Raw genomic sequence first — 26441 nt, forward strand, 5'->3', positions numbered from 1 at the left:
ATAGTTTTCCCGATCAACTGCGCGGGTAATGGATCAGCGAATGAAAGTGAACCGTTTGTTCACCGCTGTTACGGTAACTATGGGCCGTATCGCCGGCAAAACGGACACCTTCACCGGCTTTAATGGTATGCCATAGACCATCAATGCACATATCCAGCAGTCCACTAATCACCACTACGTGCTCTATAACACCGCTTTCGTGTGGCGTGGATTCACTAAGCGCGCCGGGCGCCAGCAGTATCGAAAAGTGATCGAAACACAACTGAGGATCCCATGGGAACAGCGGCGTGACGACCATCGCCTGGTGTTGGGGATCGAAAGACGGCGTGCCGTCTGACTCAGGTGGTGAAATAAACGTCGAAAATGGGACATTCAGCCCGGTGGCGATTTTCCACAATGTCGCCACTGTAGGGCTGGATTCATTGCGCTCAATCTGCCCCAGCATCGCTTTTGACACGCCGGTTTCCTCCGCCAGACGCGAGAGGCTCCATTCCCGCTGGTGGCGCAGCGTTCTGAGCGTCGTCGCCAGATAGTGAGTTAAGTTATCCATGTTTCTCCTCCTTCGCCCTTCCTTCTCAAGGCTACAGCTTAGCACTTGTACGCTATAACGCACAGTGCTACAGTGGCTGACCGTTATAACGCACACGGAGTTGCTATGCGCACATTTTCAATCCCTCTGCCTACCGTGCTATCAGGTTTTGTCGCGGTGCTGGTCGGTTATGCCAGTTCGGCAGCCATTATCTGGCAAGCGGCGCTGGCCGCAGGTGCGACGACAGGGCAAATTGCGGGTTGGATGACCGCGCTGGGAATAGCGATGGGCGTTAGTACGCTGGCGCTGACATTATGGTATCGCGCCCCTGTTCTCACTGCATGGTCAACGCCCGGCGCCGCACTGCTGGTTACGGGCCTGCAAGGGGTAACGATTCAGGACGCGATCGGTATTTTCATCGTGGCTAACGCCTTAATTGTGCTGTGCGGCGTAACCGGACTCTTTGCCCGACTGATGAAAATAATCCCCCACTCGCTGGCGTCAGCCATGCTGGCCGGGATCCTGCTACGCTTTGGCCTGCAGGCGTTCAGTAGCCTTAATAGTGAGCTTATCTTATGCGGTAGCATGCTGGTGGCATGGTTAGCATTTAAAGTCATTGCCCCACGGTATGCGACAATCGCCGCGATGCTGATAGGTATAATCATCGCGCTGATAAAAGGTGACATTGTCACTAATGAGGTAAGTTTATCTCCAGTGTTACCTGAGTTTATCGCCCCGCATTTTTCATTTGCCCACAGCATTAGCATCGCACTGCCGCTGTTTCTGGTCACCATGGCCTCACAAAATGCTCCTGGTATCGCCACCATGAAGGCGTCAGGCTATGCGTTACCCGTTTCACCGTTGATTGTCTTTACCGGTCTGCTGGCGCTGCTGTTTTCCCCTTTTGGCGTCTATTCCATTTGCATTGCCGCCATAACCGCGGCAATTTGCCAAAGTCCCGAAGCGCATCCTGATGCAACGCGACGTTGGCTAGCCGCGGCGGCGGCGGGTGTCTTCTATCTTTTGGCTGGGGTTTTTGGCGGTTCGGTCACCGGACTGATGGCGGCCTTGCCCGTAAGCTGGATCCAAATGCTGGCGGGCCTGGCGCTGCTTGGCACGATTAGCGGCAGCTTATACCAGGCATTACATCATGAATCCGAGCGTGATGCGGCTATCATTACTTTTCTGGTCACTGCCAGTGGCCTGACGCTATGGGGGGTTGGGTCTGCATTTTGGGGGCTGATCGCCGGAGGTGTGTGCTACGCGGTGTTTGCTTTATTTCGCCGCACGTAACTGCGTTGGCGTTTTACCCGTCACCTGCTTAAACCGGTTGCTGAAATGGCTCGCTGAACTGAACCCGCAAGCCATCGCAATATCCGACAAACTGCGGGAAGAATGACAGACCAGATGCTGGGCTAATACCATACGTCGTTGCATAACGTACTGATGCGGCGCCATATTCATTGACTGGCGAAACATTCTGGCAAAATGGAACTCACTCAGCGCCGCCTCACTTGCCAAATCGCTCAGGGTAATGGGGTACGCCAGATGCGCTTCTATGTAGGCCAGCACATTGCGCAATGTGGCAGGCGCAAGTCCCCCGGTGACAACGGGCAACTGCCATTGGACGTTGCTGTAATGCTGGATCAGATGCGTGAGCAGTAGCGAAGACGCGGCGCTGAGCGTGAGATGGTTGGCCGGTTGTTGCCAGTCATTCCCGAGTAAAAACTGACGATAAACCGCTGTTATCCCCGGATCGCTGCCAAACGTATGCTCATCCAGCGTGAAGCTATAAGGGCTTTTGTCCCAGACTTTTTCACCCACTTCGCGCAAATGGCCGTCCGTACAATAGAGATGAACAAAGGAAAGATCGTCACGAATATCCCAACTGGATTCGCTCTCTTTCGGCATCAGGCAAAAACGGTCCGGCCCACCGCCATTCTTCCAGCCGCCGGCCGTCTTGTGGTAACTCTCGTAACCATCGGCGATGTATAAGCTGAGGGTATGGTGATCGCAATACTGGGTAATGGTATCACGCTTATTTGACCAGGCCGCCAGTTGGATCCCTGAATGTAACGCAACCGACTCGTGCAGCACGGCATTGTGTTTGCGTAAGTTTTCAAAGGCACCGTAGGGCTGAGACATACCATCACATTCAAAATAAGTTAGCAGGCTTTCAGTCTATATCAGCTACATATTGTTAACAGCTTCCTTTTCACATTTGCGCGAAAAAAAGCGCAAGATTTTGCAAGTCCACCGCAATCTGATGAAAGCCCCCTGCTACCCAACGTGACACAGTGTGCGCCTGAAGATCAAAAAGAGAGAGTTGTATGAACGCGCTATTGTACTGCCTGGTGGTGGTGATTTGGGGGACGACATGGATTGCCATTTATCTGCAACAAGGACCGGTTTCAGCGCCGGTTTCTATCTTTTGGCGCTTTGCCGTTGCCAGCTCGGTAATGATAATAATCCTGTTGGTTAGCGGTAAATTACGCAAACTATCTGGTCGTGACCATCTGTTTTGTCTGTTACAAGGCGGATGCGTTTTTTGCTTTAACTTTTGGTGCTTTTATACGGCTGCGGCGTGGATTAACACGGGCCTTGAATCGGTGATTTTCTCGATGGCCGTCCTGTTCAATGCGGTCAATAGCTTTCTGTTTTTCGGTCAAAAACCGCCGATGCGCTTTTATATTGCCGCCAGTCTCGGTCTGACTGGCATTGTCACCCTGTTCTGGCAGGACTTACTCAACAGTGGGTTCAACCATTCACTTCTGCTGGGCATCGGCTTAAGCGCTCTGGGAACCTTTGGTTTTTCATTGGGCAACATGATAAGCCTGCGCCATCAGAAAAAAGGGCTGGAAGTATTGACCACCAATAGCTGGGCCATGTTGTACGGTACATTGCTGATCGCCGCTATTGCGCTGGTGCGTGGCGATGACTTCACTCCGCAGTGGACTTTCAGCTATCTTAGCGCACTGCTGTACCTGGCTATTTTTGGTTCGGTGATTGCCTTTGGCGCCTATTTCACACTGGTCGGTCGCATTGGTCCCAGTAAGGCCGCATACAGTACGCTGCTTTTTCCTCTGGTCGCACTGACGCTGTCAACATTGTATGAAGGGTATATCTGGCAGGTAAATGCGATTGTGGGATTAGTATTGATTTTGCTGGGGAATCTGGTGATGTTTGCCCGACCAGAAGCGCTGATGGGTAAGCTCGTATATCGTCGCCGGACGGCATAAAAAAAACGCACCATCCTTAGATGGTGCGTTCATCATTATTATTGTGTTTTTTTGTTCACGTCAAACATGGAAGCATCAGTCGCCATGTCATCAACAACTTTCTTCAACGTTTCGAACGCCATCGGCGTGCTTTCGTTGTTCAGATCTTTACCTTCACCCTTACGTACAACCTTAACAACCGGTTTATTGGTCGCCGCATCAATCAACTCACCCTCAAAGTAGAGGTTGGTATCCATGGTACGGTGGCCCGTTGCCATTTGCGTTCCCGCAACCAGCAGCGCAACCGGGATCACTTCGTAGAACTGCAGCCCTTCTTTACTGGTCGCTACACCGGTAATTGCCCCGCGGAAAATCAGGCTACGTGGCCCAGGGGTAGTCACCAGGGGTTTACGTTTACTGATTGCGGATTTCAACTGTGTATTGGTATAGGTTAGTAGTTGATCAAGAACCTTCTGCCCTACCTGCGTAGTAGGTTTAGGAACCGGATAATACGTTACCGGGTTATATACAATGTTGTCATATTTGGATTCGTTGTAGTTCGGGTCAACCCAACGGAGTACCGTTTGTCCGGTTGCCGATTTTGTTTCCTTCAGATCAGAGTAATTTTTTAAAAACCCAGAATATTTATCCGGTTCGGTCACTTTTGACGCACAGCCGGATAATGCCAACAAGCCAGTAAGCACTGCAACTTTAAATAAAGTATGAGTACGCATGAAACGATCCCTTTAGTTTTCGCAATGATGCCTAAAAAGAATAGCAAAACAGATTCATTTTGGATGCACTAAAAATGGTAAGGACCGCACAATTTTATCTTTGCGCTCAACATAAAAAATGCTGAACGCAGAGAGAGTTAACCCAGACAGGAGGTTCAGACAGTTTTGCGTGCCAGCATAGTGGCAAAGCGCAGTTTAATGCGATTACCATTTTCATCCGTACGATGAAGTTCACCCACGTCTTCGTTGTATTTCAGCAGATCCCACCCGCTGTAATAGTTGCGTAATTCACCCGTTTTAAACGCAAACGGAAAACCAACCGTGCACGGGAAATCATCAGTGTCCATTGCCGCAACGATTAAATTATATCCGCCTGGCTTCGTGCAGCGCTGCATATTATCTATCAGTCCCGGGATAGTTTTAGCCTCAAGGAACATCAGCACAACGGTAGAAAGAATAAAATCATATTCGCCATCAAAGCGTAAGGCGTTAAGATCCGCGACTTGCGCATGCAGGTTGGTCAGTCCTTCCGCCGCTTTAATACGTTCAAGGTTCGCTATGCTCATGGGGTTTTTATCCCATGCGGTAACGTCATAGCCGTTTGCCGCAAGGTACAGGCTGTTACGACCATTACCGCAGCCCAGATCTAATGTTTTACCTGGCGCGACCACTTTTGCCGCTTCAACAACATCGGAATGCGTACGGGTTAAATCGTATTTCTCAGTAAAGTAGTTTTCGTCGCAATGAGTCATCATTTATCCTCAGATTTCAGTAATGCAGCACGTTCTGTGCGGATAAGCAGCTTTCCCTGCAGCAGCAAAGCAAGCGTACGTATCAGTAATAATGCAATGATAAAATTGGTAAAAATAAACAGAGGGATAGACAGCGTATGAAAAAATCCTGATTCGCTGCCGTGTCCCAGATGCAGGCCCGTCGTCGCCAGGGCCGACACGCCAAACGAGAAGCTCCAGAACGAGGCATTAAATGGTTGCGACAGATACCATGGCATGAGACGTAGCATAAACAGAAGTTGCAGCAGACCATAGCCGAACAGCATTTTGGCTAACGTATCCCCCTCACCGCCGTTGACGCTAAGCCAGGCGCTGCAAGCGACCAGTGCGGGCGCCAGTTGAATGCCAAGCGAAGTCCGTAAGACCGCTGGCAGTTCCCCGCAGCTACGTAAACGTTGCAGGATCACCGGTTCCAGGCTGAGCCAGGAAAATACGCCAGCCCCCAAAAACACCATTCCGGCATCATTGAAACCAAGCGCACCACAGGCCATTGCGCTGATAAAGTTATTGGCGACGGTCGGCAGATACAGACCCGGCGTGGTGGCTTCCTCTGGATGCGCTCCACGCCATAATCCTGCCGTTTGCCAGGCCGCGTACGCCAGTTGTATCACCACGCCAATGCTGAATAACCCGATCGCCAGCGGTCGATACCAGGGAACAAAGCCAATTGCTACCAGCATGGTTGTGGCCGGAAACAGACTGACAAAGCTACTCATCACCGGGTGACGAATTTCAGCCAGTACGCTGTGCGGGAAGTGCAGCAAGCGATACATAAAAGCCAGCGTCAGCAGCCCCCAAATGGCCATGGCGAGAATCACTAAACCGTCGCCAATCCAGTGGCTCACCGGCCAAATCTGGCTGGCATAGCGCCAGGCGAATCCCATCCCGATAGTACCCAGAACCATGCCAAAATAACCGGCCGGAAGATTGAGGACCCGTTCACTCTGTTTGCTCTTACTCATTTTGTTTATTTTTTAAAGTATATTTGAAATGCATTTTATGGAATTTCAGCGGGTTTAGCCAGTACGGAAAACTTTGCTACGTTTAACTAAGGTGCGCAACATGGAAATGAGCAATGACCAAATATCGACTCAGCGATGAGCTTCGCTCCTTTAGTTACCAGGATAATGGCAATAAAAAAAGCGTATTACTACGCCAAATCATTGCGCTCATTGATTTTAATGATGTTACCGCCGGTACGCCTGGCGGCTGGATTGATGACGAAAGCGTCTTGTCGCAACGCGGTGATTGCTGGATTTACGATGTAAATGCGCTCGCATTTTCCGGCGCATCGATAACCGGAAACGCCCGGGTTACTCAGGCAAGTGTCGTCAGAGATGGCGCGCAAATAGGCGATGCCGTGTGGATTGACCGGGCAGAAATCAGCCATTACGCACAAATACGTGACAACGTCACGATACAGGATTCGGTTATTCGCGGCGAGTGCCTTCTCTGGGGTAATGCACGCGTTGTATGTGGCTCCGAAATCATTGCCGCCAGGGGACTCACTGTTGAAAACGACCAGTTGTTGCAGATTTACGATCGGGCGACCATCAGCAACTCACGCGTAGTGCATCAGGCGCAGATCTATGGCGATGCGAAAATCAACCACGCCTTTATTGAACATCGGGCGGAAGTTTTTGATTTTGCCCAGGTGGAAGGTAATGAAGAGAATAATGTCTGGATTTGCGATTGCGCCAAAGTCTACGGGCATGCGCGCGTCATCGCCGGAACCGATGAAGATGCTATTCCTACCCTGCGCTACAGCTCACAGGTGGCAGAACACGCGGTAGTCGAGGGTAATTGCGTGCTGAAGCACCATGTGTTGGTCGGGGGACATGCTACATTACGCGGCGGACCAATCCAGCTTGACGATCACATCCTGGTTGAAGGTCACGCCTGCGTTCTTGGAGAAGTGTTGGTCGAGAATCACATTGAGATAACCGGCCAGGCGCACATTGAAGCGTTTGATGGCGATGCTATTCATCTGCGCGGGCCGAAGGTGATCAATGGTGAGCAGCGCATTACGCGCACACCTATCGCAGGCTTATTCTGAGGGACTATCAATGATGCGGGCATAGAGATTCACATCATAGTAATCGCCATTGAGGAACTCTGCTTGTCGTAAACATCCTTCCAGTTGGAAGCCATTGCGCAATGCCACCCGGTTGCTCTCAACGTTTTCTACGCGGCATTTAATCACAAAGCGGCGAATTTCCTGGCGCTGCGCATAATGATGAATCAATGCCTGTAGCGCCAGGGACATAATGCCCTTACCCTGATGAGCTTCATCCAGCCAGTAACCAATATAGGCCGCTTTGTTCAGCGGCTCTATCTGGTTAAACGCGATGACGCCCACCAGATCCTGTTGTGCAAAAATCAGGAACATTTTGGCGTAGCCGCGCTGGTGCAACATCATATTTCCCTGCACGTTTTTGCGCGTGTCGTCCTCGGATTCGACAAACTGCGGCCAGTTCAGCGACTGCTGGAGCCAGGTTTTATTTTTCAGCACCAACTGATGCAGAGGGGTGACGTGTTGTTCTTCGACGGCACGCAGTTCCAGCGAATCATTAATGGTTATCACTTCTGGCATTTTCTTTCCGTTACGATCGTTAAGCAGCTAATTCTGCTCATCATAAAACAGGAAGGGCTTCCCTGTTGGAAGCCCTTTTACACAGCAAGCGCTGTTTTACTTAGCTCTCACCGACACTCTCTTTTTGCAAAATTTTGAGCAGATCTTCCTTCAGGTGGAGTTTCTGTTTCTTAAGGCGAACAATGTCCAAACTATACCCCCGACCATCCGCACCTTCCAGTCTGGAGATCTCATGATCAAGGCTGTTGTGTTTTTCGAATAAGGACAGAAAGCGAGGGTTCTCGGTTTTCAGTCGGGAAATAAGGTCTCTGTATTCTGGAAACATACTTTCTCCCTGTTAGTGGACAAGAACGTGTATAAGAAATACACAGCTCCAGAGTACCCATTTCCCATACAGAAAAATGCGAACAGGATCGAGTAAATAGCGTACAGACTATTTTCAGAAAGATTGCAGATACGGCTCCCCCTCAGGAGAGCCGTAAAAGGAGTGATTAACGCATCTCACGGTCGTCAACGTACTGACGTTTATCCGGCGCTGGCGGGAAGTACTGATACAGCCAGGTTTCGCTGATGGCGTCGCCCTGGCAACGCAAGAACATACGCATATCTACCGGGTCGGTTGAGTCAGACGTCGGATACCAGTCAAACTGGATACGGTAGCCGTCGATAGGCTCCACGTAGAGGATCTCAATCTGTTTTGCTTCACCGCTGGAGAGCGTTATCACCGGCTCAATGCCTTTCGGCGCAGCGGCTTTCAGATCGCCACCGACGAAGTCAACGGCAAAACGACGCGCCCATTTCTCCGGGTAGTGCTCGCCCGGCGCCCATCCTTCCGGGAAGCCGCCCATGCCTGTACGGGTCGCCATCACGCGAGCCAACGGCGAACGTACCGGCGGCTGCGCGCTCCAGTACAGACGATATTTAAATTCCAGCTCATCGCCGGCTTTAATCGACTTCTCCGGCTGCCAGAAGCAGACGACGTTATCCAGCGTTTCGCCAGTCGTCGGGATCTCCATCAGGCCGATGGTCCCCTTGCCCCACTGGTTACGCGGTTCGACCCACAGGCTCGGACGCTTGTTATACCAGCCCATGATGTCCTGGTAATGAGAGAAGTCGCGATCGAGCTGCAGTAAACCAAACCCTTTCGGGTTGTTATCGGTATAGGCATTGAACTGCAGTTTTTGCGGGTTATTCAGCGGACGGCAGATCCACTCGCCGTTGCCCCGCCACATCGCCAGACGATCGGAGTCATGAATCTGCGGGTGAATGGTGTCGCACATCCGACGTTCATTGTTGCCGCAACTGAACATGCTGGTCATCGGCGCAATGCCGAGTTGCTTGATGTCTTTACGCGCGTAGATATGGTTTTGTACATCCATGATCACCTGCGTTTTCTCGCAGTGGATCACGAACTTAAAGGCACCTGTTACGCTTGGGCTATCGAGTAGCGCATACACGGTAAAGGAGGTCGCGCCCGGTTTAACCGTTTCGAACCAGAAAGCGGTGAAATCAGGAAACTCTTCTTTGCTGTCGGTATAGGTATCTACCGCCAGACCACGCGCCGATAAACCGTACTGGTAGGTGTCATCCACAGCGCGGAAGTAGCTGGCGCCGAGGAAAGAAACCACATCACGACGAGCCAGTTCTGGCGCTTTAAATACGCGGAAACCCGCGAACCCGAGGTCGGTTTGCCCTTCCAGTTGTTTGGTATCCACACCCGCGTCGTTGTATTTAAACAACTCCGGACGGAAGTGGATTTCACGCGCCATATGCGTACTGTCATCGACCGAGAACATGCGAACCCGGCGGCGGAATCCCATTCCCACATGGAAGAACTGCGCATCAAGCTGACGATTTTCAACATTGTTCCACAGAGACTGCTCTGCGTCATATTGAATGCTGTTGTAGGCCTGCGGCGTCAATTTCGCCAGCGTGTCGGGTAACGCACGCGGCTCGCCGCCCCAGGGTTTCTGTGCTAAGTCGTGGGCCATCGATTGCAGAACGGAAAAATCAAAACGTACGGTTTTTCCGTCTGCAATGTCAGACTCTGCCGCAAAGGCGGCGCGGGAAAAGAGTGATGCAATACCACTGGTTCCGCACACGGCGGCCATTGCCATTGAACCTTTAATAAATCGTCTGCGATTCATGCCTGAAAGTGAGTCCTTCTGGTCGTGTAAATGGTCCCGCGCCGGTCAAAATCTGCGGCAAGAGAGTGCACATTTCTGACCGCTCACTCTAGACAAAATTCATTAATAATCCAATTGTTGGTCGCCGATTATCTGTACAAAATCGAAAATATTTTATGTCGATGGGAACAGACTGAATCCCGTGTAAATTCTGTTAAAGTAAACCACACCGCCGTTTACTTCGCTCTTCAGCCTCCTGATACAGCATAAATTCGTCATATACCTTGCAACCCAGTGCCTCTTCAAACGCGTCGCGACTGGAATTCCCATGGCTGCGAGCCTGAGTTTCATTACCCAGATTTGACTGGAAAATCCCCGCTGCGCTAACCGGTAAGAAATCTTCGTAGGTGATAGGTTGCGCAACCAGCCAGCCGCGCTCAATGAGCGGTTGCGGATCGTCATCCGGGCGAATAGCCTGGCGATGCGCCTCGCCTGACGGCGTCAGTCGATAACGAAACCAGGCGAGTCCCTGTTGGCGCAGCAGAAACTCGCTATCCGGGAATGCCTTGAATACCTCCTGAAGATGCAACTGGTGCGTCAGATTGTCTTTTCCCGTTCCCGCTTTATTCAACAGTTCGTCATACAAGGCTCTGCCTTTCGGTGTGAGCGCTACGCCGCGCTGTTCAATCTCGCCAAAACGCGCCGTGTGAGTGCCGCGCATTTCACCGGCAAACAGCACCGGTTCTTCCAGCGCTTTGAAACTGGTCTGACGTAATAAAATCGGCACCTCGCGGCGCGGCGGCCCTTCAATCAATATTTTCGGCTCTATGCCGCATTCCGGCATCATGGACTGTACCCGGTCAATATCCAGCGTGCGCGGCGTCAGATGGTTGATGTGACAACCAGGGAAACACACCACATCGGCAATCAGCCGGTGTTCGTTGTGTAATGCATGATAGGTCGCTTCATCTACCGTGGCGTGCTGATGCCAGCGAAAGGTTTCCAGTGCTTCATGGACAAACTCCTGCGCCTGCTCAGGCGTAAAACTGCCCTGCGCATCAAACTCATCCAGCAGTTCATGACAACGACGAGTGAAAATGTCGCGTTTTGCAAGGATCTCCGCAGCCTTTTGCCGCAGCGCTACGTTCTCGATTAATTCGAGCCGTAATAACGAGGTGAATACCCGAAACGGGTTGCGCGAAAGCGAGGCATCGTCGATGGGCCGAAAAGCCGTGGAATGTACAGGGACGCCGGCCTGAGAGAGGTCGTAGTAACTCACCGGATACATGCCCATAATGGCAAACATCCGGCGCAGCGTAGCAAGCTCCTGCGCAGTGCCCACCCGGATGGCGCCGTGGCGCTCAACGTTTAGCCGGGCCAGTTCATCCGCATTAGCCAGTTTTTCATGCAGCGTCGGATTATTTTCCAGTACCGCCAGATTCACATCAGCGACAAGTTCCAGCAACGTGCCATACTGCGGGACTTCCTGCTGGTACATTGCTGACATTGCCTGCGAAAATTGTTCCCGAATCTCATCTGCCGTGATGGTGTTCGCCATAATGTCATGCCTCCAGTGAATATTACCTGGAGTGTAGAGAACGCTGCAAAGTCCGGTGGGAAGAATTTACAAAGTGTGACCCCGCGTAAGTTTCCCACCCCATACAGACGGCGAACCGAACCTACTGGCGTGGTTTTAAATGACTTTCCAGCCAGGGGAGCATCTGTTTTTTACGGCTGAGCATACCTTCCACCTTGCAGGGCTGCGGGATGTCAGAAAGCTCAGAACCGGCAAACCACAGACTGGTGTCGCCCAGATTAATATCGGTGAGCATGAGCACAACCAGTGCGGCATTCTTTTCCTGCGCATAGCGCGTCATTTCCTGGCGTAATTCATCCAGCACTGTATCAACCTGTTGCAGCGCGTACAGTTCAAGCTGCGCCACACAGACCTGATGCCCATGGATAGTGAAGGTTTTAATGTCTTTCTGCAGGAGTTCGCGGGCGCTCATCCCTTCCACGCTCGTTTTGGCAGACAGCAGGTCGCGACTGAAGGCGTCCAGGTCTACACCGGCCTTTTGAACCAGCGCATCGACCGCTAAACGATCATCAGCGGTGGTCGTGGGCGAACGAAACGTGACAGTGTCACTCAGCACGGCACCCAGCAACAAAACGGCCTCCGCGGGAGATAACTGGCTACGCTCATCTTCCGACATCAGTTGCCATAACAGCGTCGCGCTACTGCCGACAGGCTTCACCCACACTTCTGGCGGCAGACGGGTGACTAATCCACCGAGTCGGTGGTGATCGATAATCCCCACGACGTTACTGTCTGCCAGCGATTGCGGCCCCTGGGCAGGTTCGGTGAAATCAACCAACCAGACGTCACGATCGGTCAACTCAAACGTCAGCCGTTCAGGAAGTGCCAGCCCCGCTTGCGCAAAGATAAACTGCGTTTCGCGGTTAGGTTCACCCAGACGCCATGCTGTGGCCTGCTGACCGCGTAAGGTAAGCCAACGCGCCGTCATTGCGGCAGTGCAAATAGCATCGCTATCGGGATTCAGGTGTCCTACTACATGTATCATTAATCAGTGCCTTGTGAGTGAAAGGGTGCAAAAGCAAACAATATTCAAAGTATAACGACTGGGTGCATTCCCTTCCATGATCCCACCACCCTGCCTGGCTGTACAAAACATGAGCAAAATAAATAAGTTGTAAGTAAAACATGATAAATGTTAATAATATTTTGCTATCAAGTTATCAAAAACGAACAACTTCACTTGTCACCGACACGGCTCTGTTTTTAACATCGCTTATGGAAAAAAATGTTCTGTTCAATCAGCGCATTCGCTTGCGCCACCTGCATACTTTTGTCGCCGTTGCACAACAGGGAACGTTGGGGCGCGCGGCTGAAACCCTTAATCTGAGCCAGCCGGCCCTCTCCAAAACACTGAATGAACTGGAGCAGTTGACCGGTACCCGGCTGTTTGAACGCGGTCGCCTTGGCGCGCAGTTAACATTGCCCGGCGAGCAGTTTCTTACCCACGCGGTGAGAGTACTGGACGCGCTCAATACTGCCGGACAGGCGTTAAACCAGCGCGAAGAGTCGCAGACGGACGTCATACGGATTGGGGCCTTACCCACCGCTGCGCTGGGTATTCTTCCGGCGGTAATCGGTCCGTTCCATAAGCAGCAAATGGAGACGACGCTGCAAGTTGCCACCATGAGTAATCCCATGATTCTGGCCGGTTTAAAATCGGGAGAAATCGATCTCGGTATCGGTCGGATGGCCGATCCGGAATTAATGGTCGGTCTGAATTACGAGCTGTTGTTTCTTGAGTCGCTCAAACTGGTAGTGCGGCCTAACCACCCGTTGTTGCAGGAAACCATCACGCTGAGTCGGGTGATGGAATGGCCCGTTGTGGTGTCACCAAAAGGAACCGCTCCTCGTCAGCACGCGGAAACGCTGCTGCAAAGCCAGGGTTGCAAGATGCCGCCGGGCTGCATCGAAACGCTGTCAGCATCGCTTTCCCGCCAACTGACGGTTGACTACGACTATGTATGGTTTGTACCGTCAGGCGCGGTCCGGGAAGATTTACGTCAGGCGACGTTGGTATCATTGCCGATTCCCACCCACGGGGCGGGTGAACCTATTGGCATTCTTACCCGTGTAGACGTTCAGCTTTCCTCTGCCGCGCAAATCCTCATTGGCGCGATACGCAAAACCATACCGTTTTGATACCCAAAATTAAGGGACCATCTGGTCCCTTATAGCGTGTTAAAACGTTTCCCAGTTATCATCACTGACCGTTGCTGCCTGCAAACTTGAATGGCCCGATATTTTGGTACCAGCAGCGCGCTTTATTGCGCTTCCCCCATTTAAGCGGAATGTACCGACGGCTTCAGTTAAACGTGCCGCCTGTTCTTCCAGCGATGCCGCTGCGGCCGACGCTTCTTCAACCAGAGAGGCGTTTTGCTGCGTCACCTTATCCATCTCCGAAATCGCCTGGCTCACCTGCACAATGCCCCGGCTCTGCTCATCAGAGGCCGCCGCAATTTCCAGCATGATATCCGTCACGCGTTTTACCGCATCGACAATATCCGTCATGGTATTGCCCGCCGCGACCACTTCATCGGATCCCTGGTCAATGAGTCGTACCGATTCGCTAATCAAACCCTCAATCTCTTTTGCCGCCTGCGCGCTTCGGCTCGCCAGCGTGCGTACCTCACTGGCGACCACGGCAAACCCGCGTCCCTGCTCTCCCGCCCGCGCCGCTTCTACCGCCGCGTTCAACGCCAGGATATTCGTCTGGAAAGCAATGCTGTTTATAACGGCTGTGATTTCAGAGATTTTCTTCGAACTACCTGAGATATTGCCCATGGTTTTCACCACGCCAGAAACCATCTGACCGCCACGACTCGCCTTGCCGGAAGCGTCTTCCGCCAGCTTGCTCGCATGGTGCGCGTTGTCAGCGTTTTGCTTCACCGTAGCCGTTAGCTCTTCCATACTGGCCGCCGTTTCTTCAATCGCCGCGGCCTGTTGCTCTGTACGTGAGGACAAATCGGTATTCCCTGCAGAAATCTCACTGGTACCGCGATAAATTTCCTCTGCCCCCTGGCGCACCGTGCCCACGGTTTTCACCAGCGAATGCTGCATAGTTTGCAGATGACGACTCAGGCGACCAATTTCACTGCGCCCGGTCGGTTCCTCTGGCATGGTCAGGTCGCCTGCCGAAATTTGCTCGATGCGCAGGGCTGCACGTAACAGAGGATGGATAACGGTGCGGCGCAGAACGATAAACGTCATCACGGTGAGCACCAACGCGAGGGCAAATGCGCCGAGCATAAACGCCATACCAAGTTGTGTACGTTGGTGCGCCTGCTCACTAAGGTTATTCGCCCTGGCAGTACGAATCTCAATGGCTTTCAGCAGCACCTTGTTGTAAGCGGAATCCAGCGGTCTGGCCTGTTCATTTTCATGGTTGATAATCGCTTCAAACATGCCGTTTTTAGCGTATTTCAGCATCGGCTGTAAACCGTCGGTATAGGCTTTGAAACTGGCGCTTAATTCGGCGTCTAACGCTTCATCAGCAGACGTTTTCACCGTACGCGCCATATAAGCATTGAAGCCGTCCTGCGATTGCTTAATCCGTTTTTCTGCCTCGGCGATATTGGCCTTCATGTCATCCATTTCGGCAATACGGCTCGCCGCGCCGGCATGGATCATGTTGATACGTGCGGTGCGTAAGTGGTTAGAGCTGTTAGATAACCCCATCCTGACCTGAATCTCATCGGTCACGTCGCGCTGATCGCGATCGGCCTGCATAAGAAAATAGCTTGCCAGCCCTGAACTTAAGGCGAACAACAGAAGGATGCCACCGAGAATGGAGGAAAACAGCGGAACCAGTCGGATTTGATGCAGAAATCCCAGTTTATGCTGGGCCTGCATCGATGTTGTGTTGTCCATGACCGTCGACTCTCTTGTAGGGTTTATGCGTGAAAACACGCCCGTTAGATAGTCATCGGCAATCCGTGAGGTTTACTTACCGTAAAAAGCGCCGGATTCGTCACACTTTCACAACATAATTCTAAAAAATTCAGGAAAGTGCCAGCGGATAAATCCGCTGGCCAATGAATCAGTTATCGCCAAAGTGGATAACGGTACGGATGGACTTACCCTGATGCATTAAATCGAATGCTTCGTTAATCTGCTCCAGCGGTAAGCGATGGGTGATAAACGGATCCAACTGGATTTTTCCGCTCATCGCTTCTTCGACCATTCCCGGGAGTTGAGTGCGCCCTTTCACGCCGCCAAACGCCGAACCGCGCCAGACTCGCCCGGTAACCAGTTGGAACGGACGCGTTTTGATTTCTTGTCCGGCGCCTGCCACGCCGATGATGATGCTCTCGCCCCACCCTTTATGGCAGCATTCCAGCGCCGCACGCATTACGTTAACGTTGCCGATACATTCAAAGCTGAAGTCCACACCGCCATCGGTAAGCTCAACAATCACATCCTGAATCGGTTTATCGTAATCATTCGGGTTGATGAAATCCGTCGCGCCCATTTCACCCGCCAGTTTGAATTTCTCCGGGTTGGTATCAACGGCCAGAATACGTCCGGCTTTCGCCTGCACCGCGCCCTGAATCACCGCCAGGCCGATGCCGCCAAGACCAAATACGGCCACGGTATCGCCTTCTTTCACTTTCGCGGTGTTATGTACTGCCCCGATCCCGGTAGTGACGCCACAGCCCAGCAGACATACTTTGTCCAGCGGCGCCTGCGGGTTAACCTTCGCCAGTGAGATCTCCGCGCAAACGGTATATTCACTGAAGGTACTGGTGCCCATATAGTGATAAATCGGCTCGCCGTTATATGAGAAACGAGTCGTGCCATCCGGCATCAACCCCTTGCCCTGGGTGGCGCGTACAGCCTGACACAGGTTGGTTTTCCCTGACTTACAGAACTTACACTCACCGCATTCTGCCGTGTACAGGGGGATGACATGGTCGCCCGCTTTCAGGCTGGTGACGCCTTCACCCACTTCAACCACAATACCGCCGCCTTCATGGCCAAGCACCGCCGGGAACACCCCTTCCGGATCGTCGCCTGAGAGCGTAAAAGCGTCAGTATGACACACGCCAGTGTGGGTAATTTTAACCAGAACTTCACCTTTCTTTGGCGGTGCGACGTCGATTTCGACAATTTTTAGCGGTTGGCCGGGGCCAAATGCAACTGCTGCACGTGATTTCATTTGTCTCTTCCCATTATTGCGAGGTGATGGTGTTATTTTAGATAAGCGCGAAGAAGATGGCCGATTTCAGCCATACGCACGGCTCGCTGGTCTGGCGTTGTCTCGCCGCTGACCAGTTCGTCTTTCAGGTGGATCTCCACCATTTCGCCCATCAGGCCATTGGATGCGCCGCGTACAGCGGCAATTTGTTGCAGGATCGCAAGGCACGGTTCGCCGGACTCCAGCGCCCGCTCAAGCGCGTCAACTTGACCGCGAATACGGCGAACACGGGTGAGGATACGTTTTTTATCTTCAGGTGAATGTGGCATACGCCCTCCAGATACTATAGGGGGGTATACTATCAGGATTTTTACATAATTGTAAAATTGAAGGGTTATTTATTCTCCGTCACTTAATCCATACAGATTTGCTGATGGTGTATTAGTGACGCTGGCGTATTTGGCGGAACGTAAGAAACGTTACGGCTAGCGCACCAACAAGTAGTAGAGCGCTGAGTCCAAAAGAACTTTGCCATCCCAGACGGTCGAACATTAGCCCCCCAGCCGTTGAACCAAGCGCAATCGAAAGCTGGATGACGGCGACCATCAGACCACCGCCCGCCTCAGCATCCTCGGGCAGCGTCCGCGCCAGCCATGTCCACCACCCCGTTGGCGCAGCAGTAGCGAGCATTCCCCACAGGCTTAATAGCACAGTAACAGCCCAGGCACAGTGCCCGACCAGGAGTAACATTCCGGCAATGATAGCCATCAGTAGTGGTATAGCCATAAGTGTTTGATAAAATCTGGCGTTCAGGAATGTCGTCACTATAAGCGTACCAGCCAACCCCGCGATGCCAATTGCGAGCAAAATCAAAGATAGACCAGAAGCATTTACCCTGGTCACCGTCTCCAGAAACGGACGGACGTAGGTAAATAATGCAAACTGCCCCATAAAGAAGAGTCCGCAGGCCAGCAGACCGCTTGATACAATGGAGACACGAAACAGACGAAGTACCGACCCACGCGTCTTGTGCACCGTATCCTTTTTCATTTCGGGCAAACTGATGCTTTGCCAGATGAACGCCGTTATCGCAAGAGGCACGAGGCATAAAAAGGCCCCACGCCAGCCGACGGTTGCCCCCAGGTAACTGCCCAGCGGGGCTGCCACGACGGTTGCCAGCGCATTCCCGCCATTAAAAATAGCCAGCGCCCGGGGAACCTGGTGCTGCGGTACCAACCGTATTGCCGTTGCTGCCGACAATGACCAAAAGCCGCCAATGACAATACCAATTGTGGCTCTTCCCAACATATAAAGCGGATAACTGGGAGCTAATCCGATCATTATTGCCGACACAGCCATTAAAATGGTCAACCCCAGCAGAAGATATTTACGATTCAGATCCCCGGCAACATGTGAAATGGTCAGGCTGGTTAGTACTGCCAGCACGCCGGAAATCGCTATTCCCTGACCAGCCAGTCCCTCTGAAACGTGCAAATCTCTGGCAATCGGCGTCAATAAACTGACCGGCATAAATTCTGAGGCAATAAGAATAAAGACGCAGAGCGTCATGGCAAATACGCCGCCCCAGTGTGCGTGCGTTTTATTACACAAGGTATTATGGCTCAGTGTGGACATTATTATTTTCTCTGTATATTGCCGGGGCAAAACAAGGGCAAAGCCACCTGCCAAACAGGTAGCTTTGTTAAGTTTTCCGGCCAGGAATTTATCTTAAGGAGGTTTTGAAAAACTGCTCAAATTTGCTGAATGGTATTTTACCGGCCACATTGTCATATAAATCAACATGGTTAGCCCCCGGAACGACCACCAGCTCTTTATCTTTACTACCAACGGCCTTAAAGGCGTCTTCGGCAAAATAACGTGAGTGAGCTTTTTCACCCGTTACGATCAGCACAGGAACAGTAATTTCATTGGCGTAGCTTAGCAGCGGCATATTCATAAACGACAGGGGCATTGTTGCGTTCCATGCGCCTGTTGAATTGACAGAACGCGCATGGAAACCACGTGGCATCCGGTAATAATCGTAAAACTCTTTCAGTACCGGATGCGGATTTGCAGGTAAGGTTTCCGGCAGAATACGATCCCCTGCACTGACATTACCTTTTTCGTCAACATTAATGTCATGTCCACCCGGGGCAAATGTGCCCTTTTCCGCATCTTTCCAGCGCTGCGCATTCAGATACTGCAATACCGCGTGGCGGTCTGCGGAGGTATACCGGTCTTTGCCATCACCGACGCCATGGCCCATTGCGCGACTCATGTCATACATTACGCTAGTCGCAACGGCCTTAACACGTGTATCCATTGCTGCGTCATTTAACGCCATCCCGCCCCAACCGCAGATACCAAGTAAGCCGATGCGATTGCGATCCACTTCTTTTTGTAGGCCAAGGAAATCAACCGCCGCGCTGAAATCCTCGGTGTTGATATCAGGAGAGGCAACATTACGTGGAATACCGCCGCTTTCGCCGGTATATGAAGGATCGAAGGCCAGCGTCACAAAACCCTGTTCAGCCAGCGTCTGCGCGTACAGTCCACTGGACTGCTCTTTTACTGCGCCAAAAGGACCGCTAACCGCAATTGCCGCCAGTTTGCGTTCGCCTCGATCTTTTGGAATATAGAGATCTCCAACTAACGTGATCCCATAGCGGTTCTGAAAAGTTACCTTGCGATGATTGACTTTCGTACTCTCGGCGAAGGTTTTATCCCATTTTTCGACCATCGAAACGGGCGCGTTTGGGTTGGTTGTATCAGCATAACTCATCGTTGTGACTCCATTTAATGATGCGCATAGCAGCATGGCAGGTAGGGTGGTCGACAGTTTTCTGGTGAAAGCTTTCATCACTTGTTCCCCTAAAAATAGGTTGTGGGTACAGGTCTTATACGGACAACATTGCTGTGCCTGGTTGCAATGCGCTCATTATAGGTAGCAGTATTCGTTCTGATTAGAGGGTGTAAAATGCTAGAATTAATATCATATTGTTATAAATGGCGGCATATCAGGCGAGGACTGAAGAATGGCAAAACGGGAAAACTATAACGATCTCTACCTGTTTATGCAGGTAGTGCGGGAAGGCAGTTTTACCGCGGCCGCACAACGACTTGGGTTGGCGCAATCAGGCATCAGCCGTTCAGTGCGTGAGCTGGAGCAGCGTCTGGGGGTTCAGTTGCTGGCCCGTACTACGCGTAAATTGTCGTTGACGCATGCCGGCGAACAGCTCTACCGGACTGTAGAATCGGGGTTTGATGCTTTGAATTCAGGACTTTCCACTCTGGCGTACTATCGTAATACTCCCTCAGGTACGGTACGTATCAATGCCAGCCAGCACGCCATTGATAAAGTACTCCTGCCGAAGCTGGCGGTATTTAAACAACGCTACCCCGATATCCGACTTGAACTTATTAGCGAAAGTCGGTTCGTCGATATTATTGCTGAACGATTTGATGCGGGCGTCCGCCTGGGTTCAGAAGTAGGTAGTGGCATGGTCGCGGTGCGCATTTCACCCGATATGGAGATGGCGGTAGTTGGCACGCCGGAGCATTTTCGTCGCTACGGCTTTCCCCAAACACCAGCAGATTTAGTGATCCACCCCTGCATCGCATATCAGTTTGGTGATGGAAGCCTGTATGCCTGGGAGCTCAACGATGGTGGTAAAAGAATCACCCACCGGCCGCAGGGACAGTGGGCCTTTGCTGACAGTTACATGGAAGCAAAAGCAGCCAGACTGGGCCTGGGGCTGGGTTATGTCCCCGAAGAGTTGATTGCCGATGATTTAGAACGAGGCACGCTTATCCGGGTTCTGCAACGTTACAGTCAGCGTCTGGATGGTTCATTTCTGTATTACCCGCACCGTAACGTGTCACCTGCCTTGCGAGCCGTCATCGATACATTAAAAATTTGAATCAGCAGGTATTAAGACTCACCTGACGCGCAGTAAATCAGTAAAACGCGTCGTATAGCGGGGGGAGAGCATCTCTCGTTTCATTTGCCACGGCTGTTCAATCCCCTGCCCGGCAAACCAGATTGTCCCACGTCCCTTTTTATTCAACCGATCAATCACCATCATTAATTCCGCGCTGTGGCTCCGGGGGGCGTTGCCATCAAACAGATTCAGTTGCGCCACGCCAGAACTGAAAAAATCGCCCAACATCACACCCGCTTTTTGATAATGTTGCCCCTCTCGCCAGATAGCGTCCAGGCTGCGCGTTGCCGCACTCATAATTTCCCGGGTGTCCTGGGTCGGGATCAGCAGCTTTACCGACGCGCTGTTAGCGTAATACGGTTCCTTCAAGGCAAATGGACTGGTTTTGATAAATACAGAGATAAACCGACAGAACTGATGCTCCCCGCGCAGCTTTTCCGCCGCACGTGAGGCATAGGTGCAAATCGCCTCACGCATCGCGTTGTAATCCGTGAGTTTTTCACCAAACGATCGTGAACAGACGATTTCCTGTTTAACCGGCGAAAACTCTTCCAGCGCCAGGCACGACTCACCGCGCAATTCCCGTACGGTTCGTTCAAGAACTACGTTGAAGTGTTTGCGAATAAAGCGAATGTCGGTATCAGCCAGGTCACGGACGGTTTTAATCCCCATCGCGTTCAGTTTTTTACTGATACGGCGGCCCACGCCCCACACTTCACCGACAGGGAGTGCGGCCATCAGCTTACGCTGGTGGTCAATATTTGATAAATCCACCACTCCGCGAGTCTGTTGCGGCCATTTTTTGGCGGCGTAATTCGCGAGCTTTGCCAGCGTTTTGGTCTGGGCGATGCCAACGCCAACCTGAAGGCGTGTTTTCTGTAGAATTGTGGCCCTGATTTCGAGACCAAAATCCGTCAGTTCCCTACAATTTCTTACTCCCGTCAAATCGCAGAAGGCCTCATCAATACTGTACCTTTCCACATGTGGAGAGAGGTCTTCCAGGATAGACATGACCCGACTGCTCATATCCGCATACAGTTCATAGTTGGAACTAAAACACACCACGCCGTAGCGCCGAAACAGATCTTTCTGTTTGAAGTACGGAGCGCCCATTGTGATGCCAAGCGCCCGAGCCTTCGCGCTACAGGCGATAACACAACCGTCGTTATTGGAAAGAACGACAACCGGTTTGTCTTTCAGATCGGGCCGGAATGCCATCTCACAACTGGCGTAAAACGAATTAACATCCACCAGGGCAAACATAATCAGCCAGCCGCCTTAACGATAAAGGTCACCACGCCAAAGATATCCAGCGAGTCCTCGCTGCCGATGATAATGGGCGCGTAGGTTCTGTTCTCTGGCTTGAGCATCACAATTGGATGCAATTGCAGACGTTTAACGGTGAACTCTCCCCCAATGGCGGCAATCACGATGTCTCCATGAGCCGGGTTTCTGGCGCTGTCGACAATCAGCAAATCACCCTCACCGATCCCCGCCCCGACCATAGAATCACCCGATGATTTTACAAAATAGGTTGCGCTGGGATGCTGTACCAGCAGGTCATTGAGATCGATACCTTTTTCAACGTAATCCTGCGCCGGAGAAGGAAAACCACAGGGCACAAGGTCGCTGAACAGGGGAAAATTTTTCGTTTGTCGACGTTTTGCAGGCTGGAAAAACAACATAATAATCTGCCTCTCACTTAACTGTATTTATATACAGTAGTTTTAATGAGGACGGCGATCAAGTGACGAGAGTAGCGAACTGGGTATTGTTTAATCATCTCGTCGGTAAGCTTTTATCGTGTCTGGAAAAATAATTTTTTGTTTTATTCCGCAGAGGAAGATGTTCATTTAACCGGAACGATAAGGACGGTATTGGCGTAGGTAATAAACATGCTATTTCAGGGAAAGGGTTCCGTTCACCTCAGCCGTATCTCTTCTCTGTACACTGAACGCCAGTGAACGTGTTAAGGGTACTATCGCCGTACCCTTAACAATCCCGGCTCCCGGCGGGAAAATTGCCGCTCCGCGGTCCCCTCCGTTTATTCCTCCAGGCGACCGGGCCGGGCGCGAGGTAGCGTCCCTGCAAAGCGCGCCCTGAGCCAGCATCCATGCTGGCTCTCCCGGCCTTACGGAAACACGTCGGCAATTTTCAGCCGGACCAGCCACACCTGACCTCCTGTGTTTTTATTTGAATATGTTGAACAGCAAAAAAGATTTTACTGAAAGTCAGAGCGTTGAAGCGATGACCCCGACCCGACAGGCAGACAGCATAAGACGAATAGCTCGCGCAGCGACGATTTTCCCGCCGGGAGCCTGGGATGCAAGGGAGGCGGCGGTGAGCCTCCCTTGCACGTTCACGAGTATCTGTGCTTTAGAAAAGTGATACGGCTGAGGTGAACGGAACGCTGATCAAGAATCACATGTTCAACCTGAACGACATTGCGCGCTTGCGGGGCTTTACGTCAGGAACGCTTACGCGGCATCATGCGCAGCAACGTATTATCCTTCCAGAAGTAGTGATGCATCAGGGCGGCTGCGGCATGCAAACCAATAACAAAATAGCCCAGGTTTGCCAGCGTCACGTGCCAGGACTTCAGCATCTCCACAAGATCAACGTTGGCTTTTGCCGCATATGGCATGACGATGCCAAATGCCATCCACGGATTGCCCCGGTTGTACATCATCACCAGACCAATAATCGGCAACGCAATAAACAACAGATAGATGACCAGATGGCCCAGATGCGCCATTCCGGTCATCATCGGTTTCGGTTTTGGTACAATCGGCGGCGCCGGATATTTCAGCCTGACCAGCAGACGCGCCACCATCAGCGTTAAAATCGTGATGCCACAGGATACGTGCACCATGTTGAACAAGGGACGATAGCTACGCGGGAAAAATCCGCGAAACTCCATGGCGCTGTAGGCCACAATGACCAACAAAAAAACCAGCCAGTGAATACCAATTTGCAGGCCAGAATACTTATTCCCCATAACACTTCCTGAATAAAAACAATAATGCGTCAACATAACGGGCTTTTGTTAAAAATTCATTAATTTTTGTTCATCCATTATCAGTCAGTTACGTTTAAGCGCAAAAACAGCTATTGCCCCGGATGCCTGACTGGACTATGCCTGGTAGGGAAAATATGTCGTACCGCCTCATCCTGACAGGAGAAAACCATGAGTAAAATTGGCATTAACGGCTTTGGTCGTATCGGTCGTCTGGTATTGCGTCGACTACTGGAGGTCAAAAGCAGCGTGGAAGTCGTCGCCATTAATGACCTGACCTCGCCCAAAATTCTCGCCTATCTGTTAAAACACGACTCAAATTACGGTCCATTTCCCTGGAGTATCGACTTTACCGAAGACGCGCTGATTGTCGACGGTAAAAGAATCGCTGTTTATGCAGAAAAAGAGGCCAAAAATATTCCGTGGAAAGCCACTGGCGCAGAGATCATCATCGAATGCACCGGTTTTTACACCTCAACAGAAAAAGCCAACGCCCACCTGGACGCAGGCGCCCAAAAAGTCCTGATATCCGCCCCTGCCGGGGATATGAAAACCATTGTTTTTAACGTGAACGACGACACGATGGATGCGAACGATCGAATTATCTCTGTCGCATCGTGCACCACTAACTGCCTGGCGCCGATGGCGAAAGCCCTGCATGACAACTTCGGTATTCAACTGGGCACTATGACAACCATCCATGCCTACACAGGGACACAATCGCTGGTAGATGGCCCTCGCGGAAAAGATCTGCGCGCCTCGCGGGCGGCGGCGGAGAACATCATTCCCCATACCACCGGTGCAGCGAAAGCGATTGGCCTGGTGATTCCGGCATTGAGCGGAAAATTAAAAGGCCACGCCCAGCGCGTACCGGTGAAAACCGGATCCGTCACGGAACTGGTGTCGGTATTGAGTAAAAAGGTCACCGCTGAAGAGGTTAATAACGCGCTGAAAAAAGCCACGCTGAATAATGAGTCATTTGACTATACCGACGAGGAGATTGTCTCGTCAGATGTGATTGGCTCACATTTCGGTTCGGTATTTGATGCGACACAAACTGAGATTACCGAAGTGGGCGATCTGCAACTGGTAAAAACCGTCGCCTGGTACGATAACGAGTACGGTTTTGTGACCCAACTTATTCGCACGCTGGATAAATTTATCAAGCTCTGACGTTGTGGCGGAGGTCGAATGCACGGGATAGCCGCCAAAGTGTAAAAATTACGCCGGGTGACGTACAAACTCACCCGGCTAAAAGCTTAGGACTGCAGATAAACCACCTGCGTTTGCAGATATTCATTCAGGCCGTGTTTACCGTCTGCCCCACCAATCCCGGACTTGCGCCACCCCGCGTGGAAACCCTGCATTGCCTCGAAGTTTTCACGATTAATATAGGTTTCGCCAAACTTCAGCCCCTTAATCGCCTTCATCGCGGTGTTCAAATTTTGCGTGTAAATTGATGAAGTCAGCCCGTAGTCGCTGTCGTTGGCCATCGTCAGTGCCTCTTCCAGCGTATTAAACGCCACCACCGGCAGCACCGGACCAAAGGTCTCCTCGTGCATAATCGCCATCTCCTGACGCACATCCAACAGTAATGTCGGCGGATAGTAATAGCCTTTGCCTTCTACCGCCTTACCGCCCAGCACTACTCTGGCCCCTTCCTGCACCGCTCGCGCAACTTTCTGCTCCACTCGTTCCAGCGCAGCGGCGTTAATCAACGGTCCCATCGCAATGTCATTGCGCTCAGCCGGATTGCCGAACTGTACGGCTTTCATCGCTTCACCCAGACGATTAACGAACTGGTCATAAATACCTTTCTGGACGTACACGCGTTCGGCGCAGTTGCATACCTGCCCGGTATTGATCACCCGTGAGTCAACAATTGCCTTCACGGCCAGCTCAAGGTCAGCATCATCCATCACGATAGCTGGGGCTTTGCCCCCCAGTTCCAGGCAGACTTTAGTGATGTTTTTGGCCGCTGCAGCCATAATTTTCTCGCCCGCTCCGACGCTACCGGTCATGCTGACCATTGCCACTTTCGGGTTTCCGGCCAGTTCCTGGCCGACCGTTTCACCGCGTCCCAGGACCAGATTAAATACCCCGCGAGGCAAGCCGATATCATCAACAATTTTGGCAAAGGCGATGGCGTTGTTGGGCGTAAACTCACTCGGTTTAATGACAATGGTATTGCCCGTCAGCAGCGCGGGGGCCAGTTTGCGAGCAATCAGGAAGAACGGAAAATTCCACGGCAGAATGCCCGTTGTCACGCCCAGAGCGCGCTTAAACAGCAGGATATTCTCACCCGGGCGATCGCTTTGCAGGATCTCGCCTTCATAACGGCGTGCCCACTCGGCCATGTAATCGATATAATCGGCGGTAAATGCGACTTCAACGTCGGCCAGTTGCTGTATTTTCCCGCCTTCAGCCACTATCAATGCGCTGATTTCGCTGGCGCGTTGACGGATACCCGCAGATATTTTGCGTAGCCAGTTCGCCCGTTCAATGGCAGGCAGCGCTTCCCATTCAGGCTGAGCGCGCTCGGCGGCGTCTATCGCTTTACGCGCATCTTCGGCACGTCCATCCGGAATACGCGAGATAACCTCTTCCGTGGCCGGATTGACGACATCAATCCAGGCGTCATCGTGCCAGGTCACAAACTGCCCATCGATATACATAGGATGTTGTACGGGTACTGACATGCGCTTCTCCTGTGATTGATTTGTTTTTAACAAGTAAAACTATTGTTAATTAATATCAATCAT

The 26441-nt window shown here is 51.8% G+C and carries 25 protein-coding genes; 6 read left to right on the top strand and 19 right to left on the bottom strand.

Going from position 1 to position 26441, the window contains the following annotated elements; genetic code table 11:
- Nucleotides 1-13 precede the first annotated feature (13 nt).
- Complete coding sequence (locus tag KQJ18_RS00160) at nt 14-550, bottom strand: XRE family transcriptional regulator (protein WP_216421188.1); 537 nt, start codon at nt 548-550, stop codon at nt 14-16.
- A 105-nt stretch (nt 551-655) separates the two neighbouring features.
- Here KQJ18_RS00160 and KQJ18_RS00165 point away from each other — a divergent pair, with 105 nt between their 5' ends.
- The gene (locus tag KQJ18_RS00165) at nt 656-1822 is read left to right on the top strand and encodes a benzoate/H(+) symporter BenE family transporter (RefSeq protein WP_085048161.1); all 1167 of its coding nucleotides are present in this window, start codon (nt 656-658) and stop codon (nt 1820-1822) included.
- Here the strand turns inward: KQJ18_RS00165 and KQJ18_RS00170 are convergent.
- On the bottom strand, nt 1805-2674 hold the full coding sequence (locus KQJ18_RS00170; protein WP_085048160.1) for a helix-turn-helix domain-containing protein: 870 nt from the start codon (nt 2672-2674) through the stop codon (nt 1805-1807). The genes KQJ18_RS00165 and KQJ18_RS00170 overlap by 18 nt on opposite strands.
- A gap of 185 nt (nt 2675-2859) precedes the next feature.
- Between KQJ18_RS00170 and KQJ18_RS00175 the strand changes: the two genes are divergently transcribed.
- The gene (locus KQJ18_RS00175) at nt 2860-3768 is read left to right on the top strand and encodes a DMT family transporter (RefSeq protein ID WP_216421190.1); all 909 of its coding nucleotides are present in this window, start codon (nt 2860-2862) and stop codon (nt 3766-3768) included.
- 38 nt (nt 3769-3806) lie between these two features.
- Here the strand turns inward: KQJ18_RS00175 and KQJ18_RS00180 are convergent, their stop codons facing one another.
- From KQJ18_RS00180 to tehA, 3 genes are all read right to left on the bottom strand, one after another.
- A complete protein-coding gene (locus KQJ18_RS00180) occupies nt 3807-4481 on the bottom strand; it encodes a DUF3313 domain-containing protein (RefSeq protein ID WP_038640757.1) in 675 nt (224 codons plus the stop codon).
- Between the two features lie 155 nt (nt 4482-4636).
- On the bottom strand, nt 4637-5233 hold the full coding sequence (gene tehB, locus KQJ18_RS00185) for a tellurite resistance methyltransferase TehB (RefSeq protein ID WP_160956186.1): 597 nt from the start codon (nt 5231-5233) through the stop codon (nt 4637-4639).
- Nucleotides 5233-6234, bottom strand: coding sequence for a dicarboxylate transporter/tellurite-resistance protein TehA (tehA, locus tag KQJ18_RS00190; protein WP_085048156.1), 1002 nt, complete (start codon nt 6232-6234; stop codon nt 5233-5235). The genes tehB and tehA overlap by 1 nt, the downstream gene beginning before the upstream one ends.
- A gap of 113 nt (nt 6235-6347) precedes the next feature.
- Between tehA and ydcK the strand changes: the two genes are divergently transcribed.
- Nucleotides 6348-7328: a YdcK family protein gene (ydcK, locus tag KQJ18_RS00195; protein WP_216421192.1), complete on the top strand. Its 981-nt coding sequence runs from the start codon at nt 6348-6350 to the stop codon at nt 7326-7328.
- On the opposite strand, the gene rimL is transcribed toward ydcK, so the two are convergent.
- From rimL to KQJ18_RS00220, 5 genes are all read right to left on the bottom strand, one after another.
- Nucleotides 7320-7865 carry a 50S ribosomal protein L7/L12-serine acetyltransferase gene (gene rimL / locus KQJ18_RS00200; RefSeq protein WP_199966912.1) on the bottom strand — a complete coding sequence of 182 codons (546 nt, stop codon included), beginning with the start codon at nt 7863-7865 and terminating at the stop codon, nt 7320-7322. The genes ydcK and rimL overlap by 9 nt on opposite strands.
- Nucleotides 7866-7965: 100 nt before the next feature.
- On the bottom strand, nt 7966-8190 hold the full coding sequence (locus KQJ18_RS00205) for a YdcH family protein (protein WP_038640766.1): 225 nt from the start codon (nt 8188-8190) through the stop codon (nt 7966-7968).
- A 166-nt stretch (nt 8191-8356) separates the two neighbouring features.
- The gene (locus KQJ18_RS00210; RefSeq protein ID WP_038640767.1) at nt 8357-10012 is read right to left on the bottom strand and encodes a glucan biosynthesis protein; all 1656 of its coding nucleotides are present in this window, start codon (nt 10010-10012) and stop codon (nt 8357-8359) included.
- A 193-nt stretch (nt 10013-10205) separates the two neighbouring features.
- Nucleotides 10206-11549, bottom strand: coding sequence for a VOC family protein (locus tag KQJ18_RS00215; RefSeq protein WP_069324946.1), 1344 nt, complete (start codon nt 11547-11549; stop codon nt 10206-10208).
- 121 nt (nt 11550-11670) lie between these two features.
- Nucleotides 11671-12573 carry a manganese-dependent inorganic pyrophosphatase gene (locus tag KQJ18_RS00220; RefSeq protein ID WP_216421194.1) on the bottom strand — a complete coding sequence of 301 codons (903 nt, stop codon included), beginning with the start codon at nt 12571-12573 and terminating at the stop codon, nt 11671-11673.
- A 230-nt stretch (nt 12574-12803) separates the two neighbouring features.
- Here KQJ18_RS00220 and KQJ18_RS00225 point away from each other — a divergent pair, with 230 nt between their 5' ends.
- A complete protein-coding gene (locus KQJ18_RS00225) occupies nt 12804-13727 on the top strand; it encodes a LysR substrate-binding domain-containing protein (RefSeq protein ID WP_087856565.1) in 924 nt (307 codons plus the stop codon).
- 39 nt (nt 13728-13766) lie between these two features.
- On the opposite strand, the gene KQJ18_RS00230 is transcribed toward KQJ18_RS00225, so the two are convergent.
- The 5 genes from KQJ18_RS00230 to KQJ18_RS00250 form a co-directional block, all read right to left on the bottom strand.
- Entirely contained in the window at nt 13767-15455 is a 1689-nt protein-coding gene (locus KQJ18_RS00230) for a methyl-accepting chemotaxis protein (RefSeq protein WP_159121777.1), read from the bottom strand.
- 169 nt (nt 15456-15624) lie between these two features.
- Nucleotides 15625-16743, bottom strand: a complete 1119-nt coding sequence (locus KQJ18_RS00235) for an S-(hydroxymethyl)glutathione dehydrogenase/class III alcohol dehydrogenase (RefSeq protein ID WP_038640779.1) — start codon at nt 16741-16743, stop codon at nt 15625-15627.
- A gap of 32 nt (nt 16744-16775) precedes the next feature.
- A complete protein-coding gene (locus KQJ18_RS00240) occupies nt 16776-17051 on the bottom strand; it encodes a metal/formaldehyde-sensitive transcriptional repressor (protein ID WP_003833178.1) in 276 nt (91 codons plus the stop codon).
- 112 nt (nt 17052-17163) lie between these two features.
- Nucleotides 17164-18357 carry an MFS transporter gene (locus tag KQJ18_RS00245; RefSeq protein ID WP_216421196.1) on the bottom strand — a complete coding sequence of 398 codons (1194 nt, stop codon included), beginning with the start codon at nt 18355-18357 and terminating at the stop codon, nt 17164-17166.
- An 88-nt stretch (nt 18358-18445) separates the two neighbouring features.
- Complete coding sequence (locus tag KQJ18_RS00250) at nt 18446-19582, bottom strand: alpha/beta hydrolase (protein ID WP_087856561.1); 1137 nt, start codon at nt 19580-19582, stop codon at nt 18446-18448.
- A 175-nt stretch (nt 19583-19757) separates the two neighbouring features.
- On the opposite strand from KQJ18_RS00250, the gene KQJ18_RS00255 reads away from it, so the two are divergent.
- Nucleotides 19758-20642 (top strand): LysR family transcriptional regulator, encoded by an 885-nt coding sequence (locus KQJ18_RS00255; RefSeq protein WP_085048147.1) that lies wholly within the window; start codon nt 19758-19760, stop codon nt 20640-20642.
- A gap of 18 nt (nt 20643-20660) precedes the next feature.
- On the opposite strand, the gene KQJ18_RS00260 is transcribed toward KQJ18_RS00255, so the two are convergent.
- The 3 genes from KQJ18_RS00260 to cybB form a co-directional block, all read right to left on the bottom strand.
- Nucleotides 20661-21926 (bottom strand): Y-family DNA polymerase, encoded by a 1266-nt coding sequence (locus tag KQJ18_RS00260; protein WP_216421198.1) that lies wholly within the window; start codon nt 21924-21926, stop codon nt 20661-20663.
- A 2-nt stretch (nt 21927-21928) separates the two neighbouring features.
- Nucleotides 21929-22348 (bottom strand): translesion error-prone DNA polymerase V autoproteolytic subunit, encoded by a 420-nt coding sequence (locus KQJ18_RS00265; RefSeq protein ID WP_087856558.1) that lies wholly within the window; start codon nt 22346-22348, stop codon nt 21929-21931.
- A gap of 782 nt (nt 22349-23130) precedes the next feature.
- Nucleotides 23131-23661 carry a cytochrome b561 gene (gene cybB / locus KQJ18_RS00270; RefSeq protein ID WP_137351444.1) on the bottom strand — a complete coding sequence of 177 codons (531 nt, stop codon included), beginning with the start codon at nt 23659-23661 and terminating at the stop codon, nt 23131-23133.
- A 189-nt stretch (nt 23662-23850) separates the two neighbouring features.
- Here cybB and gap point away from each other — a divergent pair, with 189 nt between their 5' ends.
- On the top strand, nt 23851-24852 hold the full coding sequence (gene gap, locus KQJ18_RS00275) for a type I glyceraldehyde-3-phosphate dehydrogenase (RefSeq protein WP_216421200.1): 1002 nt from the start codon (nt 23851-23853) through the stop codon (nt 24850-24852).
- A gap of 86 nt (nt 24853-24938) precedes the next feature.
- Here the strand turns inward: gap and aldA are convergent, their stop codons facing one another.
- Nucleotides 24939-26378 carry an aldehyde dehydrogenase gene (gene aldA / locus KQJ18_RS00280; RefSeq protein ID WP_137347880.1) on the bottom strand — a complete coding sequence of 480 codons (1440 nt, stop codon included), beginning with the start codon at nt 26376-26378 and terminating at the stop codon, nt 24939-24941.
- Nucleotides 26379-26441: the final 63 nt, after the last annotated feature.

The sequence above is a fragment of the Citrobacter sp. S55_ASV_140 genome, assembly GCF_018919505.1.
In the GTDB taxonomy this organism is placed as follows: domain Bacteria; phylum Pseudomonadota; class Gammaproteobacteria; order Enterobacterales; family Enterobacteriaceae; genus Citrobacter; species Citrobacter werkmanii.

Excerpts from the sequence above, each read along its gene's own strand:
- KQJ18_RS00160 (WP_216421188.1), bottom strand. The coding sequence starts at position 550 with ATGGATAACTTAACTCACTATCTGGCGACGACGCTCAGAACGCTGCGC.
- KQJ18_RS00165 (WP_085048161.1), top strand. The coding sequence starts at position 656 with ATGCGCACATTTTCAATCCCTCTGCCTACCGTGCTATCAGGTTTTGTC.
- KQJ18_RS00170 (WP_085048160.1), bottom strand. The coding sequence starts at position 2,674 with ATGTCTCAGCCCTACGGTGCCTTTGAAAACTTACGCAAACACAATGCC.
- KQJ18_RS00175 (WP_216421190.1), top strand. The coding sequence starts at position 2,860 with ATGAACGCGCTATTGTACTGCCTGGTGGTGGTGATTTGGGGGACGACA.
- KQJ18_RS00180 (WP_038640757.1), bottom strand. The coding sequence starts at position 4,481 with ATGCGTACTCATACTTTATTTAAAGTTGCAGTGCTTACTGGCTTGTTG.
- tehB (WP_160956186.1), bottom strand. The coding sequence starts at position 5,233 with ATGACTCATTGCGACGAAAACTACTTTACTGAGAAATACGATTTAACC.
- tehA (WP_085048156.1), bottom strand. The coding sequence starts at position 6,234 with ATGAGTAAGAGCAAACAGAGTGAACGGGTCCTCAATCTTCCGGCCGGT.
- ydcK (WP_216421192.1), top strand. The coding sequence starts at position 6,348 with ATGACCAAATATCGACTCAGCGATGAGCTTCGCTCCTTTAGTTACCAG.
- rimL (WP_199966912.1), bottom strand. The coding sequence starts at position 7,865 with ATGCCAGAAGTGATAACCATTAATGATTCGCTGGAACTGCGTGCCGTC.
- KQJ18_RS00205 (WP_038640766.1), bottom strand. The coding sequence starts at position 8,190 with ATGTTTCCAGAATACAGAGACCTTATTTCCCGACTGAAAACCGAGAAC.
- KQJ18_RS00210 (WP_038640767.1), bottom strand. The coding sequence starts at position 10,012 with ATGAATCGCAGACGATTTATTAAAGGTTCAATGGCAATGGCCGCCGTG.
- KQJ18_RS00215 (WP_069324946.1), bottom strand. The coding sequence starts at position 11,549 with ATGGCGAACACCATCACGGCAGATGAGATTCGGGAACAATTTTCGCAG.
- KQJ18_RS00220 (WP_216421194.1), bottom strand. The coding sequence starts at position 12,573 with ATGATACATGTAGTAGGACACCTGAATCCCGATAGCGATGCTATTTGC.
- KQJ18_RS00225 (WP_087856565.1), top strand. The coding sequence starts at position 12,804 with ATGGAAAAAAATGTTCTGTTCAATCAGCGCATTCGCTTGCGCCACCTG.
- KQJ18_RS00230 (WP_159121777.1), bottom strand. The coding sequence starts at position 15,455 with ATGGACAACACAACATCGATGCAGGCCCAGCATAAACTGGGATTTCTG.
- KQJ18_RS00235 (WP_038640779.1), bottom strand. The coding sequence starts at position 16,743 with ATGAAATCACGTGCAGCAGTTGCATTTGGCCCCGGCCAACCGCTAAAA.
- KQJ18_RS00240 (WP_003833178.1), bottom strand. The coding sequence starts at position 17,051 with ATGCCACATTCACCTGAAGATAAAAAACGTATCCTCACCCGTGTTCGC.
- KQJ18_RS00245 (WP_216421196.1), bottom strand. The coding sequence starts at position 18,357 with ATGTCCACACTGAGCCATAATACCTTGTGTAATAAAACGCACGCACAC.
- KQJ18_RS00250 (WP_087856561.1), bottom strand. The coding sequence starts at position 19,582 with ATGAAAGCTTTCACCAGAAAACTGTCGACCACCCTACCTGCCATGCTG.
- KQJ18_RS00255 (WP_085048147.1), top strand. The coding sequence starts at position 19,758 with ATGGCAAAACGGGAAAACTATAACGATCTCTACCTGTTTATGCAGGTA.
- KQJ18_RS00260 (WP_216421198.1), bottom strand. The coding sequence starts at position 21,926 with ATGTTTGCCCTGGTGGATGTTAATTCGTTTTACGCCAGTTGTGAGATG.
- KQJ18_RS00265 (WP_087856558.1), bottom strand. The coding sequence starts at position 22,348 with ATGTTGTTTTTCCAGCCTGCAAAACGTCGACAAACGAAAAATTTTCCC.
- cybB (WP_137351444.1), bottom strand. The coding sequence starts at position 23,661 with ATGGGGAATAAGTATTCTGGCCTGCAAATTGGTATTCACTGGCTGGTT.
- gap (WP_216421200.1), top strand. The coding sequence starts at position 23,851 with ATGAGTAAAATTGGCATTAACGGCTTTGGTCGTATCGGTCGTCTGGTA.
- aldA (WP_137347880.1), bottom strand. The coding sequence starts at position 26,378 with ATGTCAGTACCCGTACAACATCCTATGTATATCGATGGGCAGTTTGTG.